The organism is Cupriavidus sp. OTU4054 (genome assembly GCF_038440175.1).
Taxonomy (GTDB): Bacteria; Pseudomonadota; Gammaproteobacteria; order Burkholderiales; family Burkholderiaceae; genus Cupriavidus; species Cupriavidus pauculus_D.
Map to the genome: position 1 here is coordinate 43,070 of NZ_JASATF010000031.1, position 22,309 is coordinate 65,378.

Sequence of the window (22,309 nt, forward strand, 5' to 3'; positions counted from 1 at the left end):
TTACTCAATCAGCGACAGGACCTCGTCGACCATCATGTCGACCTCCTGGACGGCCTCGCGCGCACCGGGCACGCCATGCACCGTGCACCCAATCGCCTGGCATTCCCGGAATGCCGAGCGCGATCCGATCATGGCGTTCAGCAATGGCACATCGCCGTCATCGCCAAGAATTTCGATGGCCTGGCGCGCAATCGAGACGCGGCGCTGGACCATATTGGCCATGACGCGGATCTGCAGCGTCTCGTTCTGGACCTGCGCGTGCTGCGCCAGTGTCTTGGCGGCGACCGCGGCCCAGAGATCCGGGGGCGAGGGAACAACGGGAATGATCGCCAGATCGGAGATCAACAATGCGCTCGATGGCGCCGCAGAGTGCACAGCGGGCGGGCAATCGACGAGGATGTAATCGTAATCGTTGATAAATTTGCGAACTTCGCGGTGCATCGCGCCGCCGGAGGGGGCGAGCCCGATCACGGACGCCGGAAAGGGCCGCTCATCGCTGGCCTGGGCTGCCCATCGTGTCGCCGTCCCCTGCTCGTCCATATCGACGAGCATCGATCGCGCGCCGCGCAATCCCAGCGTTCCAGCCAGATGCATGCTGACCGTGGTCTTGCCGCAACCGCCCTTCTGATTGAAGACGGTGATGATTTTTGCTGCCACTTCGGCCTCTCTTTCGATCTCTCAGCGCCATCTCAGCGCCATCACTTTCAGCGCTGAAAGCGCGTGGACCATCCACTACAAGACGCAACTTTAGCCAAAGTAGACTGGCTATTCAACCGCAATTCAAATATTTAAATAATTAATCACTGGAAGGGCGCGCGAAGCCGGCCAAATCGCGTCCCGGTGCCATCCATGGGGCGTTCCATTCGGCAATAAACATGAGGTAACGCAAAAGGTGTGGAATCTTCGGGATTCTTCTGCTTGAAAAGAGACATGCAATCCGCCTAAAGTAAAGGCAGTGCGCATTACCCCGCACATGACACAGCAGAACAAACTGGTTATGATGCGCGCTACAGTCGAGTCAAGTCGTGTCAACCTCGTCGACTTCCGTTCGGTATCTACGAGACCTCAACGTGCTTGAACGGTTGTTTGCGTTGTGTACAAGAACTTGCTTCGAAAGGATATTCCTATGGCAACCGGTACGGTCAAGTGGTTCAACGAGACCAAAGGCTTTGGCTTCATCACCCCGGACGACGGCGGTGCCGATCTGTTCGCGCACTTCTCCGAAATCCAGGGTTCGGGCTTCAAGACCCTGAAGGACGGTCAACGTGTGACGTTTGAAGTCAAGCAAGGTCCGAAGGGTCTTCAGGCATCGGGCATCAAGCCCGCCTGAGGGCGACTTCACCGCGCTCGACGACAGCGTTTAGCGTATGTGCCTGCGGTAAGTGGTCCTGCAGTACGGCCACACGACCGCGGCAGCAAAAAGGGCAAGCGAATCGCTTGCCCTTTTTGTTGTTGACCACGCAGGTCTGGCGGTCAGGCGATCTTGCGTACGCTGGTGCGCGACGGTTGCAGAATCAGGGCCTTTGAAGAGTCCGCATCGACCTTGGCTCCCGGATACACCACGAGCACGTCCTTGAGTGCCTTGCGGAACAGCGCCCGGAACTTCCGCTCGCTCTCGGTCTCCGTACCGAACTGCATCTGCAACGCTTCCCACGGAATCTCCGTGCGACGCTGGATCGTAAAGAACCGGTACGTCAGCCACGAATACACGTCAAGCGCGAAGGGCGACTGCTTCAGTGCCTTCAGCGCGCGCATATCGACCGGCACCGGCCGGTTCACGAGCTCGTTGAAGAACGGCTCCGACAGCACCACAAAACTCTCGAACATCGAGCCCTGCCCCGGCTGCATCGGATCCCACCAGGTCGACAGCTGATCGGCAAGCAGATAGCCCACACGATCGATCGCCAGCGGTTCATGGTTCGGATTCTGGTTCTGGCTCGGCGTCGACTTGTTCTGCACGATGGCGATCGTGGCCGAGAACAGACGGATCATCTGCTGACGGACGAGGGTCATCGTGCCGCGCTTGCCGCCAGTCGCCATCGGAATACCGAGGTTGTACATGAACTCCGACAGCGAGTTGCCGAGCGAAATACGGCGGTCCTCCACGGTTCCCGTGAACTCGCCCCGCTTCTTCTTCGCCATGATCTCCTTGCCGATCCATGCCAGCATCAGGCGCGGATACGACCCATACGGGTAGCCAAGGGAGACGGTCTCGGAGACCAGCTTCTGCCGGCCATTCGACGCGCGTTCCGACCGCTGCTGCGTGAAATAGCCGGGCTGGATCATCAGCGAGATATTGCCGCTGGTGCGCGTCCACACGGGCGGCGCGCCCTTGGGCGCGCGATACGGCAGCGTGACCTGCACGCTCGCCCGGCTCAGAAAGCCGACTTCACCGCTTTGCCATGCATCCTCGCGTTCCATGGCCTGGGCTTCATCGAACAGGCGCTGGAATTTCTCGGACGGAACCAGGGCGTTCTCGTTACCGGGAACGATGATTCGGGACGGCTCGCGATCCAGGTCGAGGACGGAGCGGTTTCCGGCGGAGCGACCCACCACGGAGGCTTCTCCCGCAGCGGAGTCCCTCGTCGCGGTGTCCGTTTCAGTGGCAAGGGAGCGTTTGATGGCCATAAGGGACGTGCTTCAAGTTACCCGCCTTTGTACGCGAAGCATTTCTTCTTGTCACGCAGAAACGGGTACGCGAAGGATTTTCCCGCAGGCCCGTTGTGTTGGGCCCATCGGGGCTCTCAATGGTCGCTGGATGGCAGGCACACGGTGGGCAACCCGGGAGGGTTGTCCACGGTTGGCTGCACATCAGCTACAAGTAAACGATACCGATACGGGTTAACTACTTGTAAACCGTATACGCGACGTATACGTGCTTGATTTCAAAGCCTAAAGTCGACCTCTCCGTACCCGATTCTGCGCGCATCCGTACTCGTTTCTGCGTAGGCCCGAACCCGAATCTGCGCAAGAGCGAACCCGTTTCAGCGCTTTCCCCGAACCCGATTCAGCGGGGATAACTCCGTGATTCCACAGGCTTTTCCACAGTTTCAGGGGAAAAAGCGTACCCGATTCTGCGCCGTGTCATCCACGCGGCCGGCTGTCAGCGCACCCAGCGTGCCGAATCGTGGTTATCCACGCAGAATCGAGTACGTTTTGGGGCCGTACGCCGCCTGCCTGCGGGCAAAGCGTACCCGTTTCTGCGCCGGCACCGTCGCGGAGCGTACCTACTTCTGCGTCGACGAGGTTGAGGCCCCGCATGCACCTGAAGCGTACCTGTTTCTGCGGCGTACCCAATTCTGCGAAATCCAGCACCCGGGCGGTCCGCAGGCCAAAGCGTACCCGTTTCTGCGCAACAATTCGCCGCCCGAAATTTGCAAAGCGTACCTACTTCTGCGTAACTTTCGGAGGTGGATTTCACGCTGTGGCGACGACGTATACGTATACGCGAGGGTTCCGGACGAGCCAGCGCTCACTGTATACCGACGTAAACGGGATACGCATCGTCGACCGCGTACCCGTTTCTGCGCGACGTTTACGGATTCGCCGTCGGTATACCTCGACGTATACGGCCCTGGCGTACCCCCTCCCGGAAGCTGGCGTACCCGATTCTGCGTCGACGCGGTGCACCAACCTGGCTGCGGGAGCGTACCCGTTTCTGCGCAGGGCCCGCCGACGATGTTTTCGGGGGCCCGCGCGACCGCTTTCGTACCCGAATCTGCGTGGATAACGTTGCCCACAGGCCGGCCAGCGGCGTTGGGGCGCCAAAGCGTACCCGATTCTGCGTGGCGCGCACGGAGCGGGGCGTACCCATTTCTGCTAACGATATTTGACGGTGCCGGGGTGGCGTGTTGTGCCACGCCAACGCGCGCGGGCGACGGCCTCAAGCCGGGGGCGTACCCGTTTCTGCGCGGGCGCGGGGGTGGGAAAAACGGGGCGCGGGGCGGCTGGCGGGAGAAAAGCGAACCCGTTTCTGCGGGTGGAGGCGTCAGCCTCCGTGGAGGAACATCGGGACGAAAAAAAACCCTGCCGCCAGGGCAGGGTTTTCCGTGTTCCCCGGTGCCCGGTGGGCACCGAATGAACGGCGACTTAGATCGGCGTGATGTTCGCGGCTTGCAGACCCTTCGGGCCGTTCTTGACTTCGAACGACACGCGCTGGTTTTCCTGCAGCGACTTGAAACCTTCCACGCGGACTTCCGAGAAGTGGGCGAACAGGTCGTCGCCGCCGGCGTCCGGCTTGATGAAACCAAAGCCCTTTGCGTCGTTGAACCACTTCACGATACCGGTTTGAGCGGACATGGTATTGCTTTCCAAATAAATAAATGAAGAAATCGATGGCGCATTTGCCACCGTACTGCCAACTCAAGGAAAGGACACCATGGACAACCGAAATACCAAGACGGTGGCAAACGAATGCGCTGTTGCCTCGTCGCTTGAATCTGCCGGGCATTTTATACGAGGGATGCCCCGGAGCGTCAAGGTAGGGTGATTCCCGACATCGAATGGTGCCGCCACGCTCCACCCATGGGATGATTGCGCCCTTTTCGTTTGCGTGCGCACCTCGCCCGTGCGCACGTTCGTTGCTATTGTCAGTGCAACGCAATCGTCACCGCGCGTCCGCCAGAACGCGACCAACAAGAACCGGAGCCAACCCATGCCCCTTTCCGCGCCCCCGACACCGGATGCGTCCCACGCTTCATCGTCCTGGATCGAACGATGGTTCCGGCTGCGCGAACATGACACCAATGTCCGGACGGAACTGCTTGCAGGGATCACGACGTTCCTGACCATGGCGTACATCATCTTCGTCAATCCGAGCATCCTCGGCGATGCCGGCGTGCCGAAGGACGCGGTCTTCGTCGCCACGTGCGTGGCCGCCGCGATCGGCACGCTGATCATGGGGCTGTACGCCAACTATCCCATCGGCATGGCGCCCGGCATGGGCCTGAACGCATACTTCGCGTACGCGGTGGTCAAGGGCATGGGCCTGCCATGGGAAGCGGCGCTGGGCGCCGTCTTTATCTCGGGCTGCCTGTTTCTTCTCGTGACGCTCGTGCGCATCCGCGAGATGATCGTCAACGGCATTCCGCATGCCATTCGCGTGGCCATTACCGCGGGCATCGGTCTGTTCCTCGCCATCATCGCGCTGAAGAACGCCGGCATCATCACCGCCAGTCCGGTCACCATGGTCACGCTCGGCGACCTCCATCAACCTGCCGCCGTGCTGGCGATCGTCGGCTTTCTTGCGATCGTCGCGCTCGAGCGCCTGCGCGTGAAGGGTGCAATCCTGATCGGCATTCTGTTCACGACGATATTGAGCTTCGTCTTCGGCGGCAATGCATTCCACGGCATCGTGTCCATGCCGCCGTCGCTGGCGCCCACGCTGTTCAAGCTCGATATCTCGGGCGCGCTGTCCATCGGCATCATCAACGTCGTGCTTGTATTCTTCCTCGTGGAACTGTTCGACGCGACCGGCACACTGATGGGCGTGGCCAATCGCGCGGGACTGCTCAAGGCCGGCAAGATGAACCGCCTGAACAAGGCGTTGATGGCCGACAGCACCGCGATCATGGCGGGCTCGCTGCTGGGCACGTCGTCCACCACGGCCTATATCGAAAGCGCTTCCGGCGTACAGGCGGGCGGGCGCACGGGCCTGACCGCCGTCACTGTCGCGGTGTTGTTCCTCGCGTGCCTGTTCCTGGCGCCGCTCGCGGGCACCGTTCCCGCCTATGCCACCGCGCCCGCGCTGCTCTACGTGTCGTGCCTGATGTTGCGCGAGCTCGTCGATATCGAATGGAACGACGTCACCGAAGCCGTGCCGGCCGTACTGACGGCGCTGGGCATGCCGTTCACATACTCCGTCGCCAACGGTGTGGCCTTCGGCTTCATCACGTACGCGGCGCTCAAGCTGCTGACCGGACGCGCGAAGGAAGTGCCCGTCATCGTCTGGATCATCGCGATCGTCTTCGTGTTCAAGTTCTACTATCTGCCGGGTCACTGACACCCTCGCGCCAGCGCCCGAGCGTACCCGTTTCTGCGCTGCGGGCGCAGGCGCCGACAGAGGTCGACCGTACCCGTTTCTGCGTCACGCCAGATGCGACACAGATGCGATAAGGAATGTGCCGAATGGCCAAATGTAAGTGCTCATTTACCTTAAGGCCGTGTTGCGAAGCGGCGTTTCGCTCTCATACAAAAGAATGAGATAAGGCTGAAAGCAGGCACACCGGGCTGGACAAACGGGCACAAATGCACTCAACTAGATGCGTGGCAGAGAAGGGCGCGTAGGAGCGCCCTTTCTTGACTCCGCATATGTCGCGCGGGTCTTTTCCGGAATGGGTCAGACATTCCTTTGCATGGACAGATCGTCCGCATCATCACGTCGCTGGACGACGATAGAAGACGACTTCGCCACCAGAAACATCGCGACAGAAACGACAAAGCGCAGAGCGCGCCGCGACGCGCGCCAGCCAGACAGTTAGCCAAAAAACCAGACAGCAAGTGGTAGGCGCGAACCGCGTTCGCGAGCATGCAGTGCCGGGGGTGTTGTTCAACGGGGAACAGATCATGACCGCAGGAGAGATCCGGCGTCCCGACATCGGGCCCATCAGTGAATCCGCCAACCAATCCATACATCGCGCCTGGGCTGCGCTGGGAGAAGCGGCGGCATCCGCAGGCGATATCGCAATAAGAGACCAAGGGCAGGACAACGGGCACGAGGAACACACGCTAGCGGATCTCGCGGCGATGCTCGCGGAAGAACCGGACCTCTCGCCGCGCATGCGGGGCGCCGTCGAAGGCTTGCTGAACCGGCACCGGCTTCTCGCCGTCGAGGTCGTGCGCCAGCGCAAGCTGCTGCAGGAATGGATCCTGAGCCAGCTGACCTACAAGGCCCTCTACATGCAGTACTCGGGCCAGACCCCGGAAGCGCCCAGCGTGGAACTCATGCGGGAAAAGGACATGGTCCGGCGGCGCATCCGGGAGGAACTCCAATCGGGACGCGACTATCGCAGCGTCCTCGACGAACAATCCCGCAGTCCGTCCAGACCGTGATCCCAACGTTGCGTGCGGGAGCGCATCTCTCGCCGGCGGAAGACATGGCCGCCGTCATCAACAAGAAGCCCAACGTCAGGGAGAACGTCATGGACCGACTGTGCAAGGCGTCGACACGCTCCGCACAGATCGTGCTCGTGTCGAGGTATGAAGACTTTGGTTTCAGCGCGAACCAGTTTGGCTCCGGATGGGAGATCCGGCGCGTCCAGCAGGTGCGCGATCTCGAACGCGTGGTGCGCGGCAGCGCACCGATGGCCGGCATCATCGACCTGCAGGCCACCTATACCGACGCGGAACTCAATCAGCTCGAGCAGGGCCTGCAGCATCTGCATGTGATGTGGGTGGCGATCACGTCGACCGCGATGCTCGAGGACGAGCGCGTGCGGCGGCTGATCCGCGATTACTGCGTGGACTACGTGCGTACCCCTTTCTCGTTCGACGAGCTGCTCTACACCCTCAAGCACGCGCACGGCATGGCGTGCCTGCATGGCGCGCGCGTGGTGGAACATGCCGCGCACGGGCCGATGATCGGCGAGTGCGCCGCCATGCGGATGATGTTCCGTTCGCTGGCGAAGGTGGCGCACAACGACGCACCGGTGTTCATTTCCGGCGAGTCCGGCACGGGCAAGGAACTGGCCGCGCAGGCGATCCACGAGTCGTCGAACCGACGCAAGGGTCCGTTTGTCGCGATCAATTGCGGCGCGATTCCTTCGCACCTCGTGCAGTCGGAACTGTTCGGCTACGAGAAAGGCGCGTTCACCGGCGCGAACCAGCGCAAGATCGGCTGGATCGAGCAGGCGCAGGGCGGCACGCTGTTCCTCGACGAGATCGGCGACCTGCCGCTCGAGAGCCAGGTGGCGCTGCTGCGCTTTCTGCAGCAGGGGACGATCACGCGGCTCGGCGGGCACCAGTCGATTCCGCTCGACCTGCGCATCATCTCGGCCACCCACGTGGACCTCGTCGCGGCGCAGGCCGACGGCCGGTTCCGCGCCGACCTGTTCCACCGGCTGTGCGTGCTGACGCTGACGATTCCGCCGCTGCGCGAGCGCGGCGAGGACATCCTGCTGCTGGCTAACGCCGTGCTGGCCGAGCACGGTCACGAGGCGCACCGCCGCATTCGCGGATTCTCCGCGTGCGCGACGCAGGCCATGATGCAGTACACGTGGCCCGGCAATGTGCGGGAGCTCATCAATCGGGTACGCCGCGCGATCGTCATGACCGACAATCGCAAGATCACGGCCGACGACCTGCAGCTGCATGGCGGCGCGGAGCTGCCTCGCAAGACGCTCGATGCCATTCGCGAGGAGGCCGAGCGCGAGGCCATCCGCACCGTGATGGCCAGCCACGGCTTCCACGTCGTGCCGGCCGCGCGTGAACTCAATGTCTCGCGCGTGACCTTGTACCGCCTCATGCACAAGCACAACATCCGCGTGGACATGCAGGCGAGCGCGACTGTCAGCGAGTCGTGAGCGTGTCATAAGCGGCGCCACCCTGGCGCTACCGGGAAGCCGGCGACGTCCGCTCGCCGGCCTCCCGGGTCAACCACCACCGTGCGTTGCCGCGGCGGTGGACTAGCGCTCCGTCACTCGCGGCCGCGTGGCGACACCGGGCGCGCCGCCAGGTCCGTCGTCGGGCATCCGCACCGCGAGGTTCATGCTGATCTTGCCGCGCGGCTGGCGCGGCTGTGCGTTGTTCTGTGGCGCGGCGTGGCCGGGCGGGAGATCGCGCGGGTCCAGCACGCTCTCGCGCGCCTGCCGATCGCCGCCGGGCGGCTGCTCGTCCCGGCCATACTTCACCTCTCCCCACGCCCAGCCGAAGCTGCGCACGTAGATATCGTTGCTCACGGCGGCGTGGCTGTTCGGATTGATCGCATCGCCGCGATCGAAGTACGAATAGCTGCCCGCCAGCGCGGACATCGCCGCGGTGGAGAGCAGGACCAGCGCCGCGGCGGCGAAGACTCTGGCATTCATGATGGCTCCCTCCCTCGCTGGAAAAAAAGTGCCCGCCGGGGGACGGAGCACGTAAATCTCCCGATCGCTATTTCGCGGGGCGCATGCGGCTCGCGTGCGCCGCCAGCACACGGCTGGACGCGGCGCAGAATGGCGACGGATGTCTCGGAGCATGGGGAAACGGCAGCAATGGCGGCGACAGCAGATCCTGTACCGACGGCGGCGGACCGGCCAGTCGATAGGATCGCCTGCGGGCCGTCATACGCGCGGGCGGATGACGCATGGCAGTGTCCTCTGCGTTCTATTGATTGTTGACTCGTGACTTCTCCCTGCCCTTGCAGAGCGACAAGCGTGCCAATGCCCGGAAGCGCTTGCGGGGCGCGGGATTCGCCGCGCGCGGCGCGAATCGGGCGCGGTATCGATCGGTTTCGCGCCGCGATCGGTTTCGCGCCTGTTACGCAAATCGTCAAACGCCCGCGCGTTGTGTTCGCCCGATGAAAATGCGGGGGGCGCCAGCCGGGGCCGTGTGCGTGCCCCACGGAGGGGAGGCAGGCGGCCGTCGCCGGCAAGATTTAGCACCGCGCGCGCCCGGCAATGCCCGTCACCAACGCCCTTGTGGGTATGCCGAGCAAGCCTTACAACAATAGTGGTCGCTCGCATCGCATGCGATGTGCAGCCTGAGCGCGCACGACGCCGGTGGATGGCCGTGCATCCGGTTGCATTGCTGAAACATGCGTTTGACGCAGAAACGGGTACGCCTGCCGAAACGGGCCGACCCTAGCGGGGGGCGGCGGGTGCGCTGGCGGCAGGCGCGGGGGCCGTGCCGGAAATCGGCTTCGGGCCGGGTCCGGGCTGGCTCTTGTCGCAGCCCGCGAGCGCGAGCAGGCAGGCCGCAAGCGCGAGCACAGGCAAGCGCCCGGCATGAGTTGTGCAATTCACGAAAAGTCTCCATTGGCGGCCGGATGGCCGGCGGTGTCGTCACGCCGTGCCGCCGGGCCCATGGATTCACTCTAGCAGGTCGAGTCGGCGCCGCCCGCCCGTGACCGGGATGGGCAGTATCATGAACGCAAGGCATCTTCGGAACGGCACACCGCATGGGACAGACTGACACGCCATCTTCGCCCCCCTCTCCGCCACACACGCCGCCACCCGCGTCGCCGCCGTCCCCGCGGCGCGGGCGCTGGCTGCCCGACCGGCACACCGGCGCGCGCACGGTGCGCGTGGTCGTCGCGGCCGTCCGCGACTGGCTCGATCATCGCGCGGCCAGCAAGGGCGCGGCGCTCTCGTTCTACATGCTGTTCTCGCTCGCGCCGATTCTCGTGCTCGTGATCTCGATCGCCGGGCTGTTCTTCGGCGCCGAGGCGGCGCGCGGCGAGATCTTTGCGCAGATCAACGGGCTGGTCGGCGAGCAGGGTGCGACGGCGATTCAGGGCATTCTGGCGGCCACGCATCGCGCGGGCGGCAGCGGCGTGGCTGCGGTCATCGCATTCGGCGTGCTGTTCGTGGGCGCCACGAGCGCGTTCGCCGAGCTCAAGAGCAGCCTGGACGATATCTGGAAAGCCCCGCCGCCACTCGGAGCCGGCTGGAAAACGCTGCTGCGCGCCCGGCTGCTCTCGTTCAGCGTGGTCCTGGCGCTGGCCTTCATGCTGCTGGTCTCGCTCGTGGTCAATGCGGCGCTGGCCGTGGTGGACCGTTTCTGGGGCCAGATGTGGACCGCGTCATGGTTCGCGCCGGTGGCGGAGGTGATCTCCGCCACGTTTTCCTTCGCGGTGGTCACCATGTTGTTCGCGGTGATCTTCAAGATGCTGCCCAACGCACGCATCGCCTGGCGCGACGTGATCATGGGCGCGATCATCACGGCGCTGCTGTTCTCGGTCGGCAAGCGGCTGATCGGCATCTATCTGGGCAACAGCGCGGTGGCGTCGTCGTATGGCGCCGCGGGTTCGGTCGTGGCGCTGATGCTGTGGATCTACTATTCGGCCCAGATTTTCTTCTTCGGGGCCGAACTGACCCGGCAGTACGCGCTCCAGTTCGGCAGCCTGCGGGGGAAGGATCCGGCGCATCCCGGGACGTATCCGGGAGGGCCCGCGGGACCCGGCACGCCCGCCGGACCCGCGAACCGGTAAAATAGCGCCCTTTCCTGTTTCAGTCCCTCCTGATCCCCCTGCCGTGAGCTCGCTCGTATCCGAAATTGCGCGTCGTCGCACATTTGCCATCATCTCCCACCCGGACGCGGGCAAGACCACCCTCACCGAAAAGCTGCTGTGGTTCGGTGGCGCGATCCAGGTCGCGGGCGAGGTCCGCGCGCGCAAGGCGGACCGGCATGCCACCTCCGACTGGATGGAGCTCGAGAAACAGCGCGGCATTTCCGTGACGTCCTCGGTCATGCAGTTCCCGTACCGGTCGCGTCCGGACGTGGACGAAAACATCGTGAACCTGCTGGACACGCCGGGCCACGAGGACTTCTCGGAAGACACCTACCGCACGCTGACGGCGGTCGACTCGGCCGTGATGGTGATCGATTCGGTGAACGGCGTGGAAGCGCAGACGATCAAGCTGCTGAATGTCTGCCGGCTGCGCGATACGCCGATTCTCACGTTCATCAACAAGCTGGACCGCGAGGGCCGCTCGCCGATCGAGCTGCTCGATGAAATCGAGGATGTGCTGAAGATCCAGTGCGCGCCGATGACCTGGCCGATCGGCATGGGCAAGGCGTTCCGCGGCGTGTACCACCTGATCGACGACAAGGTGCAGCTGTTCGACCCGCGCGGCGAAAAGGGAACGGCCGCCATCGTCGATGGCCTCGACAATCCCGAACTGGACCGCTTGCTGGGGTCGCAGGCCGACGAATTGCGCATCGAGGTCGAACTCGTGCGCGGTGCCTCGCACACCTTCGACAAGGAAGCGTTTCTCTCGGGCAAGCAGACCCCCGTGTACTTCGGCTCGGCCATCAACAACTTTGGCGTGCAGTCGCTGCTCGACGCGCTGTGCGAACTCTCGCCGCCGCCGCTCGCGCGCAATACCGAATCGCGCGTGGTGGAGCCGGAGGAGCCGAAGTTCACGGGCTTCGTGTTCAAGATCCAGGCGAACATGGACCCGCGCCATCGCGACCGCATCGCGTTCGTGCGGGTGTGCTCGGGCCGCTTCGACCGTGGCATGAAGCTGCTGCACGTCTCGGCCGGCAAGACCGTGGCGATCAACAATGCCATTACGTTCATGGCACAGGATCGCAATACGACCGAGGAAGCGTTCGCCGGCGACATCATCGGCGTGCCCAACCACGGCACGATCCGGCTTGGGGATGTGTTCACCGAGGGCGAAGGCCTGAAGTTCACGGGCATTCCGTCGTTCGCGCCGGAATTCTTCCGCCGCGCGCGGCTGAACAACCCGCTCAAGGTCAAGCAGCTGCAGAAGGGTTTGCAGCAGCTGGCCGAGGAAGGCGCCACGCAGATGTTCCGCCCGCTTGGTTCCAACGAACTGGTGCTCGGCGCGGTCGGTATCCTGCAGTTCGACGTGGTGGCGCACCGGCTCGAGCACGAGTACGGCGTGGACGCGATCTTCGAATCGCACGAGTGCGCCACGGCGCGCTGGCTCAAGGGCGACGCGGCCGAGATCGAGAAGCTCATCGACAAGGCAGGCCATAACGTTGCGCTCGACGGCGCGGGCGACCATGTCTATCTGGCACCGAGCATGGTGAACCTGCGGCTCACGCAGGAGCGCTTTCCGAACCTGCAGTTCCTCGAGACGCGAGAGATCGTCTAAATCCCGCTTTAAAGTGCCTTATCAGGCACTATGACGTCATGTATCGATGCTGATACATGACGCCCGCCCCGGCGCGAGGGCGGTCGGCTAAAATTGCCGACTTTGCGGCGTGCGCGCAAGCGCCGCCGGCCCCGCCCCTTCCCGTTCATGTCCACCGCAGCCCCGCTTCCGGCCGACGCGCCGGAGTCCGTTTCCCGCGATCCCGCCTTCCGTCATTACTGGTTCGCGCGCCTGTGCACCACCATCGCGTACCAGGTCGTCACCGTTGCCGTGGGCTGGCAGATGTACGACCTGACGCGCGACGCGTTCATGCTCGGCATGGTCGGGCTCGTGCAGTTCCTGCCGTCGATCGTGCTGATCCTGATGTCCGGCCACGTGGCCGACCGGTTCGACCGGCGCGTGATCGTGCGTACCTGCCAGGGACTCGAGGCCGTGCTCGCGATCTGCATGGCGGCCGCGAGCTTCACGGGATGGATCAACCGCGACTACATCTTCGTCTTCGTCGCGCTGATGGGCGCGTGCCGCGCGTTCGAGACGCCCACGCTGCAGGCGCTGCTGCCCAGTGTGGTCACGCCGCAGGCATTGCCGCGCGCGGTGGCGCTTGCGAGTTCGGCCGCGCAGACCGCGATCATCATCGGCCCGGCGATGGGCGGGTTTGCGTATGTCGCGGGGCCCGGCGTCGTGTATTCGATCGCGGGCGTACTGTTCGCCGTCGCCGCCGGGCTCGTCGCCTCGCTGAAGCTGCGGCAGGTTGCGGCGCGGTCCACCGCGCCCGTCTCGATCAAGACGCTGTTCGCGGGCTTCTCGTACATCCGCAGCCATCCGACCCTGCTCGGCGCGGTGTCGCTGGACATGTTCGCGGTACTGCTCGGCGGCGCCACGGCGCTGCTGCCAATCTATGCGCGCGACATCCTGCATACCGATGCCTGGGGCCTCGGCCTGCTGCGTTCCTCGCCGGCCATCGGTGCGCTCGTCATGGCGCTCTGGCTGTCGCGGCATCCGCTCAACCGCCGTGTCGGCCGCGTGATGTTCGGCGCGGTGGCGCTGTTCGGTGCCGCGACGATGGTGTTCGGTATCTCGAGCTGGCTGCCGCTGTCGATGGGCGCGCTCGTCGTGCTCGGGGCGTCCGACATGATCAGCGTGGTCGTGCGCCAGACGCTCGTTCAGCTCGACACACCCGACGATATGCGTGGGCGGGTGGGCGCGGTCAACTCCGTGTTCATCGGCGCATCGAATCAGCTGGGCGAGTTCGAGTCGGGCGTCACCGCGGCGTGGCTTGGGCCCGTGGGCGCGGTGCTGCTCGGCGGTATCGGCACGATCCTCGTCGTGGGGGCCTGGATGCGCCTGTTTCCGGCGCTCGCCTCGCGCGACCGCCTGCACGAGCAGACGGGGCACGCCCGCTGAACGTCGCCGCGCGCGTGCCGGACTGGCGCGCGCGATCTCCCCGATTCGCCAAAGCGTACCCGTTTCTGCGTGAGTGAAGGATTTGCACGGCGTGCGCTTCCCGTCTTGTAACGCCTACCCACACCGACCGCACCCTTTGCGCCCGTGTGCGCGTTGGCGATATCTCACAGGCGCGCGGCATGCCCCTTCCTGCACGCAGAAACGGGTACGCTTTGGCGTCGCCGGCCCCGCTGCGCCGGGAACGGCACGCGGCCGGCGATACACGCTGGCACGCCGTTCGCAAGGTGGACCGGAGTCGATTTTCCGGAGTCCGCCGCATGAACATGTCTTTCCTCGATGCCGACAAGGTCCAGGCCGCCTGGGCCTATCTGACGCAATTCGCGATCAGTCAGGGCCTCAATTGCCTCGCCGCGCTGGCCATACTCATGGGCGGCTGGTGGCTGGCCGCGCGCGCCGCGCAGGCGATTCGCCGCACGCTGCAGCACACGCACGTCGATGACACGCTGCGCCCGATGCTGGCCAGCGTCGCGCAATGGGTCGTGCGCGTCATCACCGTCGTGCTCGTGCTCTCGCAATTCGGCGTGCAGACCGCCAGCATCATCGCGATGCTCGGCGCCGCCGGCCTTGCCATCGGCCTCGCGCTGCAAGGGACGCTGCAGAACATTGCCGCGGGCATCATGCTCGTGCTGCTGCGGCCGTTCCGCGTGGGCCAGTACATCGACGCGCAGGGCGTGGCCGGTACGGTCCGCGAGACCGGATTGTTCATGACCGAGCTGACCACGTTCGACGGCGTTTGCCTGCGCGTGCCCAACAGCAAGATCTGGGGGAGCGCGATCACGAACTACAGCGAGAACATGACGCGTCGCATGGACATCGAGGTCACGGTCACGTTCGACAGCGACGTGCCGCAGGGCCTCGAAGCGCTGCGCCGCATGCTCGATGCCGAGCCGAGGCTGCTGGCCGAGCCGAAATCGGAGGTCATGGTCGTGCGGTACACCGATCGCGGCATCACGCTCGATGCGCGCTACTGGACGTCGAATGCGGACTTCTGGAGTGTGCAATACGCGTTCTTCGGCAAACTGCGATCCGTGCTGAATGCGGCCGGCTGCGAGATCGCCGTGCCGGTCCAGGAGGTGAGGGCGCCCGTCGGCGAGGCGCCGCAGGCGGAGACGCGCAAGCGCGCCGAGGCGCCGCATCGGAGCGGTCCGCAACCGTACGATGCGCTGGCAAGGCGCGGCGCCGGCTAGTCGCGTACACGCGCGCGGCGGGATGCTGCGTGCGAACTGTTTGCGAACTGCGTGCGAACTGTTTGCGCGGGCGCAAGGTCCGCACGCGGGATCGGGGTCAATCTTGGCACGTTGGTCCCGCCGGAGAAGATCGTGCGTATCCCTCGTCCGCTTGTCGTCGCGCTGCTGTCCTCGTTCGTCTCGTCGGTTCCGGCCGAAGCGGAAGCCGGCCAGTGCAAGAGTGTCTGCCGGCGAGCGTCCGGCGATCCCGACCAGGTGCGGGGCTCGGGGTTTCGCTCCTATCTGCCGCGTCCGACCGTTGCCTACCGGTTCGACATGCGCCCGCCGGCGCTCGTCGCCGGACAGGGGCTGTCGGGCAATCCGCACGACCGCCGCGGGCTGCGCTGGAGCGGCGCGCCGTACGACCGATATACCTACGTGACACGCCGCTACGAGGCCGCGTGGCAGGATGCCAACGCGGTCCTGCCCGCGCAGCCGGATGCGCCAGGCTATATCTACGAAATTGCGATTCCGGAGAGCGACCTCGCCGCGCCGGGCCTCTGGTACGACCCGCTCACGGATGCGTCCGCCTCGCTGTTCGATCGCTTGCTGCAGCCGCTGCTGCGATCGGCGCCCATTCCCGGGTATATGGTCGTGCGCGTGCATCGCGTGACGCGTGATCCGGAGACGCGTGTGCTCCGTGTGGGCGAGCCGCAGCCGCTGCAGGCTGGCGAGAGCGGCGGGGACAGAGCGGATGACCGAGCGGATGACCGAGCGGATCAGAGGGGCGCCGAGGGGGGCGCCGAGGGGGGCGCTGAGAGGGCCGACGCGCCGGCGAACGTGTCGGCCGACGCATCGGACTGCGAGGGCCCGTCGGCCTCGGCGGGGCAGGGCTTGCCACTGCCCGACAGGACCAGCGGCGACCTTCGCCGCAGGCGGGACATCGGTTCCGCGATGCCTCCCCGCACGTACTGCGCGGGCCTGATGTTTCAGGCGTTCTGAGTCGCGGGCGTACCCATTTCTGCGTGCGTGGCCGCGGCCTCCGCTTCCGCGCCTTCATCGGCAAACAGCGAGCAGGCCCCCGTTTCCGCCGTGCCCACGTGACGGCGAAAACCGCTGAACAGGTCGCGGCCCACGCCGTGCCAGTTGCGGGATAGATCGGGCCGCTCCGGTTTGCGCGCCTGCCATTCGGCCTCGTCCACCTTGACGGTGAGCACACCGGCCGGCGCGTCGACGCGCACGATATCGCCGGTGCGCACGCGCCCGATCGCGCCACCGTTCAGCGCTTCGGGACATACGTGGATGGCGGCGGGCACCTTGCCCGATGCGCCCGACATGCGCCCATCGGTAACGAGCGCGACATGGAAGCCGCGGTCCTGCAGCAGCGTCAGTGTCGGGGTGAGCTTGTGCAACTCGGGCATGCCGCACGAAGCGGGTCCCTGCCATGGCAGCACTGCCACGAAGTCGCGCTCCAGTTCGCCGCGCTTGAACGCGGCAAGCACGTCGTCCTGCGTGGTGAAGACGATGGCCGGCGCCTCGACGACCTGATGTTCGGGCTTGACCGCCGAGGTCTTGATCACGCAGCGGCCCAGCGCGCCGTCGAGCACCTTGATGCCGCCATCTGGCGCGAAAGGCTGGTCGAACGTGCGCACGATCGCGTCGTCGAGCGAGGCCTCGGGTCCCGCCTTCCATTGCACGCGGCCGTCCTGCACGACGGGTTCGCGCGTATAGGCGTCGAGACCCTGGCCGACGACGGTCGTGACATCGTCGTGCAGCAGCCCTTCGGCCAGCAGTCCGCGAATCACGAGCCCGAGGCCACCGGCGGCCTGGAACTGGTTCACGTCGGCCTTGCCGTTCGGATAGACGCGCGCCAGCAGCGGCACCGCGGCGGACAGCTCGTCGAAGTCGTCCCACGTGAGCTGGATACCGCCAACGCGGGCCATCGCGATCAGATGGAGCGTATGGTTCGTCGAGCCGCCCGTTGCCAGCAGCCCGACGATGCCGTTGACGAAGGCGCGCTCGTCGAGCACGTCGGCGACGGGCGTATAACGCTCGCCACCGTGGACAAGGCGCAGCGCCTGCCGGGCGGACTCGCGCGTGAGCGCCTCGCGCAGCGGCGTGCCGGGATTGATGAACGCGGTGCCGGGCAGATGCAGACCCATGATCTCCATAAGCATCTGGTTCGAGTTGGCCGTGCCGTAGAACGTGCAGGTGCCCGGCCCGTGATAGGACTTCGTCTCGGCCTCGAGCAGCCCCTTGCGGTCGATCTTGCCTTCCGCGAACAGCTGGCGGATGCGGGCCTTCTCTTCGTTGCCGATGCCCGTGGTCATCGGACCGGCCGGTACGAACACGGCGGGCAGGTGGCCGAACGAGAGCGCACCCATCACCAGCCCGGGGACGATCTTGTCGCAGACGCCGAGGTACAGCGCCCCGTCGAACATCTGATGCGATAGCGCGACCGCCGTGGCCATCGCGATGACGTCGCGCGAGAACAGCGACAGGTCCATGCCGTCCTGCCCCTGCGTCACGCCATCGCACATGGCGGGCGTGCCGCCGGCGAACTGGGCGGTGCCACCCGCTTCGAGCGCGGCCTCCTTGAGCCATTGCGGATACGCGGCCAGCGGCTGATGGGCCGAGAGCATGTCGTTGTACGCGGACACGATGGCGAGGTTGGGGCGCTCCTGCGCCTTGAGGCGGATCTTGGCCTCGTCGGGCATCGCGGCCACCGCGTGCGCAAGGTTGGTACACGAGAGTTGGGCGCGTTCGACCTTCTGGCCGGCCATGGCGCGTGTGCGTTCGAGGTACGCCTGGCGCGTGGCGGCGCTGCGGGCCACGATGCGGGCCGTGACCCGTTCCAGCACGGGATGTCGGGGCATTGTCGTTCTCCTGCAATGCGGGGAACTCTCAGCGTAGCCCAAATGGGCCGGCGCCACCGTCGGGCGCGCGCCGACACCCGGCCAAACATTTCGGAAATATGCGTCGCGCCGACTTGATGCACGACAAAAGGAAATCCCCGGGGTCGGCGTGATGCTGTGGCAGGCGCAGCGCCGTCCGGCACTGCCTCGATTATTTCCCGGAGGTGAACAATGCAACGAAACACCCTGTTAGGCCGCGCGTTTCCGGCCTGTCTGCCCTTGCTGGCGCTCTTGCTGGCAACGTCGTCAGCGCGTGCCGAGACCTTCGAATCCCACGGGTACCCGAAGTGGGGCACGGACGGCTACTGCCGCGGCAGCGGGTATTGGGAGGATGTCGGCGTCATTACCCGCGTGACGGCGGGCGGCTGGTATCACAGCGACCAGGCGATGTTCGTCGAGCTGACGGTGGAAGGCGGGCGGCGCGTCGGCGGGCAGGTCGCGACGCGCGCGTACGGCAACTACGCGTACGATCATCTGGTCCGGATGGCCATGTTCCTGCAGGCCACCGGCAGCCGGGCGCGCGTGTGCTGGCTCAATGGCTACGTCTATGCCATCGAGATGCACTGACGCGCGCACTGACGCGTGCATTGCCCGGATCGGCCACGCAGAAACGGGTACGCTCGGGGCGCGCTCTGGGCCGGTGCCGCGCACGTCCACTGCCCAACCCGCCGGGACTCACGTAACATGTCCGGAACTTCCTGGCCGCTGACCGGCACTCACTCCATGCAGCCGCACCAGTGGGACATGCGCGCGACATGGGAGTGAGCATGGACCGGCGGCGGCACAACCCCCGCAAGGAGTCCAGGGTGAGCTTGCCCGATTTCGACATGGTGCTGTTCGGCGGCACCGGTGACCTGGCACGGCGTAAGCTGTTGCCGGCCCTTTTCGACGCGCATCGCTGCGGTGGCATGCACGCGGCGTCGCGCATTCTCGCCACCGGCAGCCACGCGCAGACGACCGAGCAATACATCGCCACGCTCGAGGAAACCGTTCGTCCGGCCCTTGGACAGGCAAAGCCGGAGGACTGGGCCTCGTTCGTGCAGCGCATCTGTTATGTGCAGGCGGATGCACGTCAGCCCGGCAATTTCGACGCGCTCGCGGAGAAGGTGCATTCGCGCAACCCCGAGGTGGTGGTCTGCTACCTCGCCACGGCGCCGCATCTGTTCGTGCCTATCTGCGAACAGCTGCACCGAACGAAGCTCAACACGCCGAATGTGCGCGTCGTCCTCGAAAAGCCGCTCGGGCACGATCTCGACTCCAACGAGGCGATCAACGCGGCCGTCGCGCAGTTCTTTACCGAGGATCAGATCTATCGTATCGACCACTACCTCGGGAAGGAGTCGGTGCAGAACCTGATGGCGATCCGTTTCGGCAACGCGCTGTTCGAACCGCTGTGGCGGCGGGAATGGGTGCAGGACGTGCAGATCACGATCGCCGAGGAACTCGGCGTCGAGACGCGCGGCGATTTCTACGACCGCACCGGCGCGCTGCGCGACATGGTCCAGAATCATTTGCTGCAGCTGCTGTGCATGGTGGCCATGGAGCCGCCGGCCAGCCTCTCCGAAGACGCCATCCGCGACGAGAAGATCAAGATCCTGAAGGCGCTCAAGCCGATCACGCCGCAGGACGTGGCGGAGAAGACCGTGCGCGGCCAGTACCGCGAAGGCGCCATCGGCGGCAAGCCGGTGCCCGGTTACCTCCAGGAGCAGGGCATTGCGCCCGACAGCCGTACGGAGACCTTCGTCGCGATCAAGGCGGAAATCGCCAACTGGCGGTGGGAAGGCGTGCCGTTCTACCTGCGCACGGGCAAGCGCATGCAGTCGCGCCTGGCCGAGATCGTGATCCACTTCCGCGACGTGCCGCACGCGATCTTCCCGAAGCCGCTGACCCTGTCGCCGCAGAACCGGCTCGTCATCCAGCTGCAGCCCGAGGAAAGCATCCGGCTGTATTTCCTGGCCAAGCAGCCTGGCGACACGCTGGAGCTCACCCCGACCTCGCTCGACCTCGATTTCGCGCACTCGTTCAAGGTGCGCCGCGCTGGCGCCTACGAGCGCCTGCTGCGCGATGTCATCCGCGGCCGCCTGGGTTTGTTCGTCCGCCGCGACGAACAGGTGCAGGCATGGCGCTGGGTAGAGCCGATCATCGACACCTGGGATGCAAGCTCGGTTCCGCCCAAGCCCTATACCGCGGGTACCTGGGGCCCCGCGGCATCGTCGGCGCTGATGTCGCGCGATGGCGCGCTCTGGCACGAAGAAGTCTGAACCCTAACGGAGACCGCATGCGACAGTTCGAACATCCCACGGTGATGGATCAGGCGGAGTCGCTCGCGATCTCCGTCAGTCATGCGCTGGAACTCGTGATACAGGCCAAGGGCTGGGCCGTGCTCGCGGTATCCGGCGGCAAGTCGCCGCTGCCGATGTTCGAGCGGCTGCGCTATCGGCCGATCCGCTGGGATGCCGTCACGGTGACGCTCGTGGACGAGCGCGCGGTGCCGCCGGACCATGCGGACAGCAATGCCGCGCTCGTGCGTCATACGTTGCTGCGCGAGGCCGCGGCGCTGGCCGCGTTCGTGCCCGTCATCGCCGACGCGGCCGAGGCCATGCAGCCCGCGCGCGCGGTCGAACGCCTCAACGCCGCGTACCAGCAGCCCGATGTGGTAGTGCTCGGCATGGGCGAGGACGGGCACACGGCCTCGTTGTTCGCCGACGCGCCCGAATTGCAGATCGCGCTGAGCGAACCGCAGCCGGGCTACGTCGTCACGCATCCGGCCAGCGCGCCGCACGCGCGCGTGACCATGAACCTTGCCGCGCTGCTCGCGGCCGAGCGCACGTTCCTGTCGATCGCCGGCGAGAAGAAGGCGGCCGTGCTCGCGCAGGCGCTCGAAGGTCCCACGCCAACGCTGCCCGTCAGCCTCGTGCTCGCGCGGCATCGCCACGGCGTGGATGTTTTCCGAACCTGAACCCGATCCGATGACGCGTACCTCGTCCCATCACGATTCGTATCCGCGCCTGCTTGCCGATGTCGGCGGTACCAACGTGCGCTTTGCGCTGGAGACCGCGCCATTGCGCATCGGTCCCGTCACCGCGCTCAAGGTGGCCGACTATCCGTCGCTCGAGGATGCCGCGCGGCACTACCTCGACGGCCTGCCCGGTGCGGCCGTCGCCAAGCCGCGGCATGCGGCCATCGGGTTGGCGAATCCCGTGACCGGCGACCACGTCAAGCTGACCAACCACAACTGGTCGTTCTCGATCGAGGAGATGCGGCGCGCGCTCCGGTTCGACACGCTTGTCGCGATCAACGATTTCACGTCGCTGGCGCTGGCATTGCCATATTTGCCCGATGGCGAGCTCGTGCGCGTGCGCGCGGGAACGCCGGTCGCCACCGCGCCGCGCGCGCTGATCGGGCCGGGCACGGGCCTCGGCGTCTCGGGCCTCGTGCCCGCGCCTGGCGGCGGTGCCGTGGCGCTGGCGGGGGAGGGCGGCCATATCGAGATCATGCCCGTGACCGACGACGAATGGGTGGCATGGCGCGCGGCGCACGCCGCGCATGGACGCGTGTCGGCCGAGCGGCTGCTGTCGGGCATGGGACTGTCCCAGATCCATGCCGCGCTTGCCGCAGAAACGGGTACGCTTTTGCTCGCGCCCCTCTCGCCGGCCCAGGTCACGGAGGGTGCCGTCGAGCGCGGCGATCCGCTTTGCCAGCGCGCGTTTCGCGTGTTCTGCGGCCTGCTCGGCTCGGTCGCGGCCGATGTCGCGCTCGTGCTGGGCGCGCGCGGCGGCGTCTATATCGGTGGCGGCATCGTGCCGCGCTTTGTGGAGGCGTTCGCCGCATCGCCCTTTGCCGAGCGCTTCGCCGCCAAGGGCCGCATGGGCGCATACCTGGCCGATATCCCGGTGTACGTGATCACGTCCGAGTATCCGGCGCTGCCGGGGCTGGCCCACGCGCTGGCGGACCGGCTCGAAGGCGGCATGCGCCGCGATCCCTCCCGACGCTCCTGAAAGTC

The 22,309-nt window shown here is 65.6% G+C and carries 19 protein-coding genes; 13 read left to right on the forward strand and 6 right to left on the reverse strand.

What is annotated here, in order from left to right; all coding sequences use genetic code 11:
* The gene (locus tag AAHB16_RS27565; RefSeq protein ID WP_150375932.1) at positions 1 to 657 is read right to left on the reverse strand and encodes an AAA family ATPase; all 657 of its coding nucleotides are present in this window, start codon (positions 655 to 657) and stop codon (positions 1 to 3) included.
* 469 nt (positions 658 to 1,126) lie between these two features.
* Between AAHB16_RS27565 and AAHB16_RS27570 the strand changes: the two genes are divergently transcribed.
* Positions 1,127 to 1,330: a cold-shock protein gene (locus AAHB16_RS27570; RefSeq protein ID WP_029045138.1), complete on the forward strand. Its 204-nt coding sequence runs from the start codon at positions 1,127 to 1,129 to the stop codon at positions 1,328 to 1,330.
* Between the two features lie 143 nt (positions 1,331 to 1,473).
* Here the strand turns inward: AAHB16_RS27570 and AAHB16_RS27575 are convergent, their stop codons facing one another.
* Positions 1,474 to 2,628: a replication protein RepA gene (locus tag AAHB16_RS27575; RefSeq protein WP_223851582.1), complete on the reverse strand. Its 1,155-nt coding sequence runs from the start codon at positions 2,626 to 2,628 to the stop codon at positions 1,474 to 1,476.
* 1,461 nt (positions 2,629 to 4,089) lie between these two features.
* Entirely contained in the window at positions 4,090 to 4,299 is a 210-nt protein-coding gene (locus AAHB16_RS27580) for a cold-shock protein (RefSeq protein ID WP_150375928.1), read from the reverse strand.
* A 355-nt stretch (positions 4,300 to 4,654) separates the two neighbouring features.
* Between AAHB16_RS27580 and AAHB16_RS27585 the strand changes: the two genes are divergently transcribed.
* From AAHB16_RS27585 to AAHB16_RS27595, 3 genes are all read left to right on the forward strand, one after another.
* Positions 4,655 to 6,001: an NCS2 family permease gene (locus AAHB16_RS27585; RefSeq protein WP_342052500.1), complete on the forward strand. Its 1,347-nt coding sequence runs from the start codon at positions 4,655 to 4,657 to the stop codon at positions 5,999 to 6,001.
* A 563-nt stretch (positions 6,002 to 6,564) separates the two neighbouring features.
* Positions 6,565 to 7,050 (forward strand): hypothetical protein, encoded by a 486-nt coding sequence (locus tag AAHB16_RS27590; protein WP_150375924.1) that lies wholly within the window; start codon positions 6,565 to 6,567, stop codon positions 7,048 to 7,050.
* A gap of 89 nt (positions 7,051 to 7,139) precedes the next feature.
* Positions 7,140 to 8,519, forward strand: coding sequence for a sigma-54-dependent transcriptional regulator (locus tag AAHB16_RS27595; RefSeq protein ID WP_150377441.1), 1,380 nt, complete (start codon positions 7,140 to 7,142; stop codon positions 8,517 to 8,519).
* Between the two features lie 102 nt (positions 8,520 to 8,621).
* Here AAHB16_RS27595 and AAHB16_RS27600 read toward each other — a convergent pair whose 3' ends face one another.
* Positions 8,622 to 9,020 (reverse strand): hypothetical protein, encoded by a 399-nt coding sequence (locus AAHB16_RS27600; RefSeq protein ID WP_191002277.1) that lies wholly within the window; start codon positions 9,018 to 9,020, stop codon positions 8,622 to 8,624.
* Positions 9,021 to 9,776: 756 nt separating this feature from the next.
* Entirely contained in the window at positions 9,777 to 9,938 is a 162-nt protein-coding gene (locus AAHB16_RS27605; RefSeq protein WP_342052501.1) for a hypothetical protein, read from the reverse strand.
* A gap of 155 nt (positions 9,939 to 10,093) precedes the next feature.
* On the opposite strand from AAHB16_RS27605, the gene AAHB16_RS27610 reads away from it, so the two are divergent.
* The 5 genes from AAHB16_RS27610 (at position 10,094) to AAHB16_RS27630 (ending at position 16,393) form a co-directional block, all read left to right on the forward strand.
* On the forward strand, positions 10,094 to 11,125 hold the full coding sequence (locus tag AAHB16_RS27610; RefSeq protein ID WP_150375920.1) for a YihY/virulence factor BrkB family protein: 1,032 nt from the start codon (positions 10,094 to 10,096) through the stop codon (positions 11,123 to 11,125).
* A gap of 43 nt (positions 11,126 to 11,168) precedes the next feature.
* A complete protein-coding gene (locus AAHB16_RS27615; RefSeq protein WP_150375918.1) occupies positions 11,169 to 12,761 on the forward strand; it encodes a peptide chain release factor 3 in 1,593 nt (530 codons plus the stop codon).
* 147 nt (positions 12,762 to 12,908) lie between these two features.
* Positions 12,909 to 14,165 carry an MFS transporter gene (locus tag AAHB16_RS27620; RefSeq protein WP_342052502.1) on the forward strand — a complete coding sequence of 419 codons (1,257 nt, stop codon included), beginning with the start codon at positions 12,909 to 12,911 and terminating at the stop codon, positions 14,163 to 14,165.
* Between the two features lie 317 nt (positions 14,166 to 14,482).
* On the forward strand, positions 14,483 to 15,412 hold the full coding sequence (locus AAHB16_RS27625; RefSeq protein ID WP_342052503.1) for a mechanosensitive ion channel family protein: 930 nt from the start codon (positions 14,483 to 14,485) through the stop codon (positions 15,410 to 15,412).
* Positions 15,413 to 15,544: 132 nt separating this feature from the next.
* Positions 15,545 to 16,393, forward strand: coding sequence for a hypothetical protein (locus AAHB16_RS27630; protein ID WP_342052504.1), 849 nt, complete (start codon positions 15,545 to 15,547; stop codon positions 16,391 to 16,393).
* Here the strand turns inward: AAHB16_RS27630 and edd are convergent.
* Complete coding sequence (edd, locus tag AAHB16_RS27635) at positions 16,381 to 18,267, reverse strand: phosphogluconate dehydratase (RefSeq protein WP_342052505.1); 1,887 nt, start codon at positions 18,265 to 18,267, stop codon at positions 16,381 to 16,383. The genes AAHB16_RS27630 and edd overlap by 13 nt on opposite strands.
* A gap of 210 nt (positions 18,268 to 18,477) precedes the next feature.
* Between edd and AAHB16_RS27640 the strand changes: the two genes are divergently transcribed.
* From AAHB16_RS27640 to AAHB16_RS27655, 4 genes are all read left to right on the forward strand, one after another.
* Complete coding sequence (locus AAHB16_RS27640; protein WP_150375908.1) at positions 18,478 to 18,873, forward strand: hypothetical protein; 396 nt, start codon at positions 18,478 to 18,480, stop codon at positions 18,871 to 18,873.
* A gap of 245 nt (positions 18,874 to 19,118) precedes the next feature.
* Positions 19,119 to 20,567, forward strand: coding sequence for a glucose-6-phosphate dehydrogenase (gene zwf / locus AAHB16_RS27645; protein ID WP_223851806.1), 1,449 nt, complete (start codon positions 19,119 to 19,121; stop codon positions 20,565 to 20,567).
* 17 nt (positions 20,568 to 20,584) lie between these two features.
* Positions 20,585 to 21,265 carry a 6-phosphogluconolactonase gene (gene pgl, locus AAHB16_RS27650; protein ID WP_150375904.1) on the forward strand — a complete coding sequence of 227 codons (681 nt, stop codon included), beginning with the start codon at positions 20,585 to 20,587 and terminating at the stop codon, positions 21,263 to 21,265.
* A 10-nt stretch (positions 21,266 to 21,275) separates the two neighbouring features.
* A complete protein-coding gene (locus AAHB16_RS27655) occupies positions 21,276 to 22,304 on the forward strand; it encodes a glucokinase (protein ID WP_150375902.1) in 1,029 nt (342 codons plus the stop codon).
* The last annotated feature ends 5 nt before the right edge of the window (positions 22,305 to 22,309 follow it).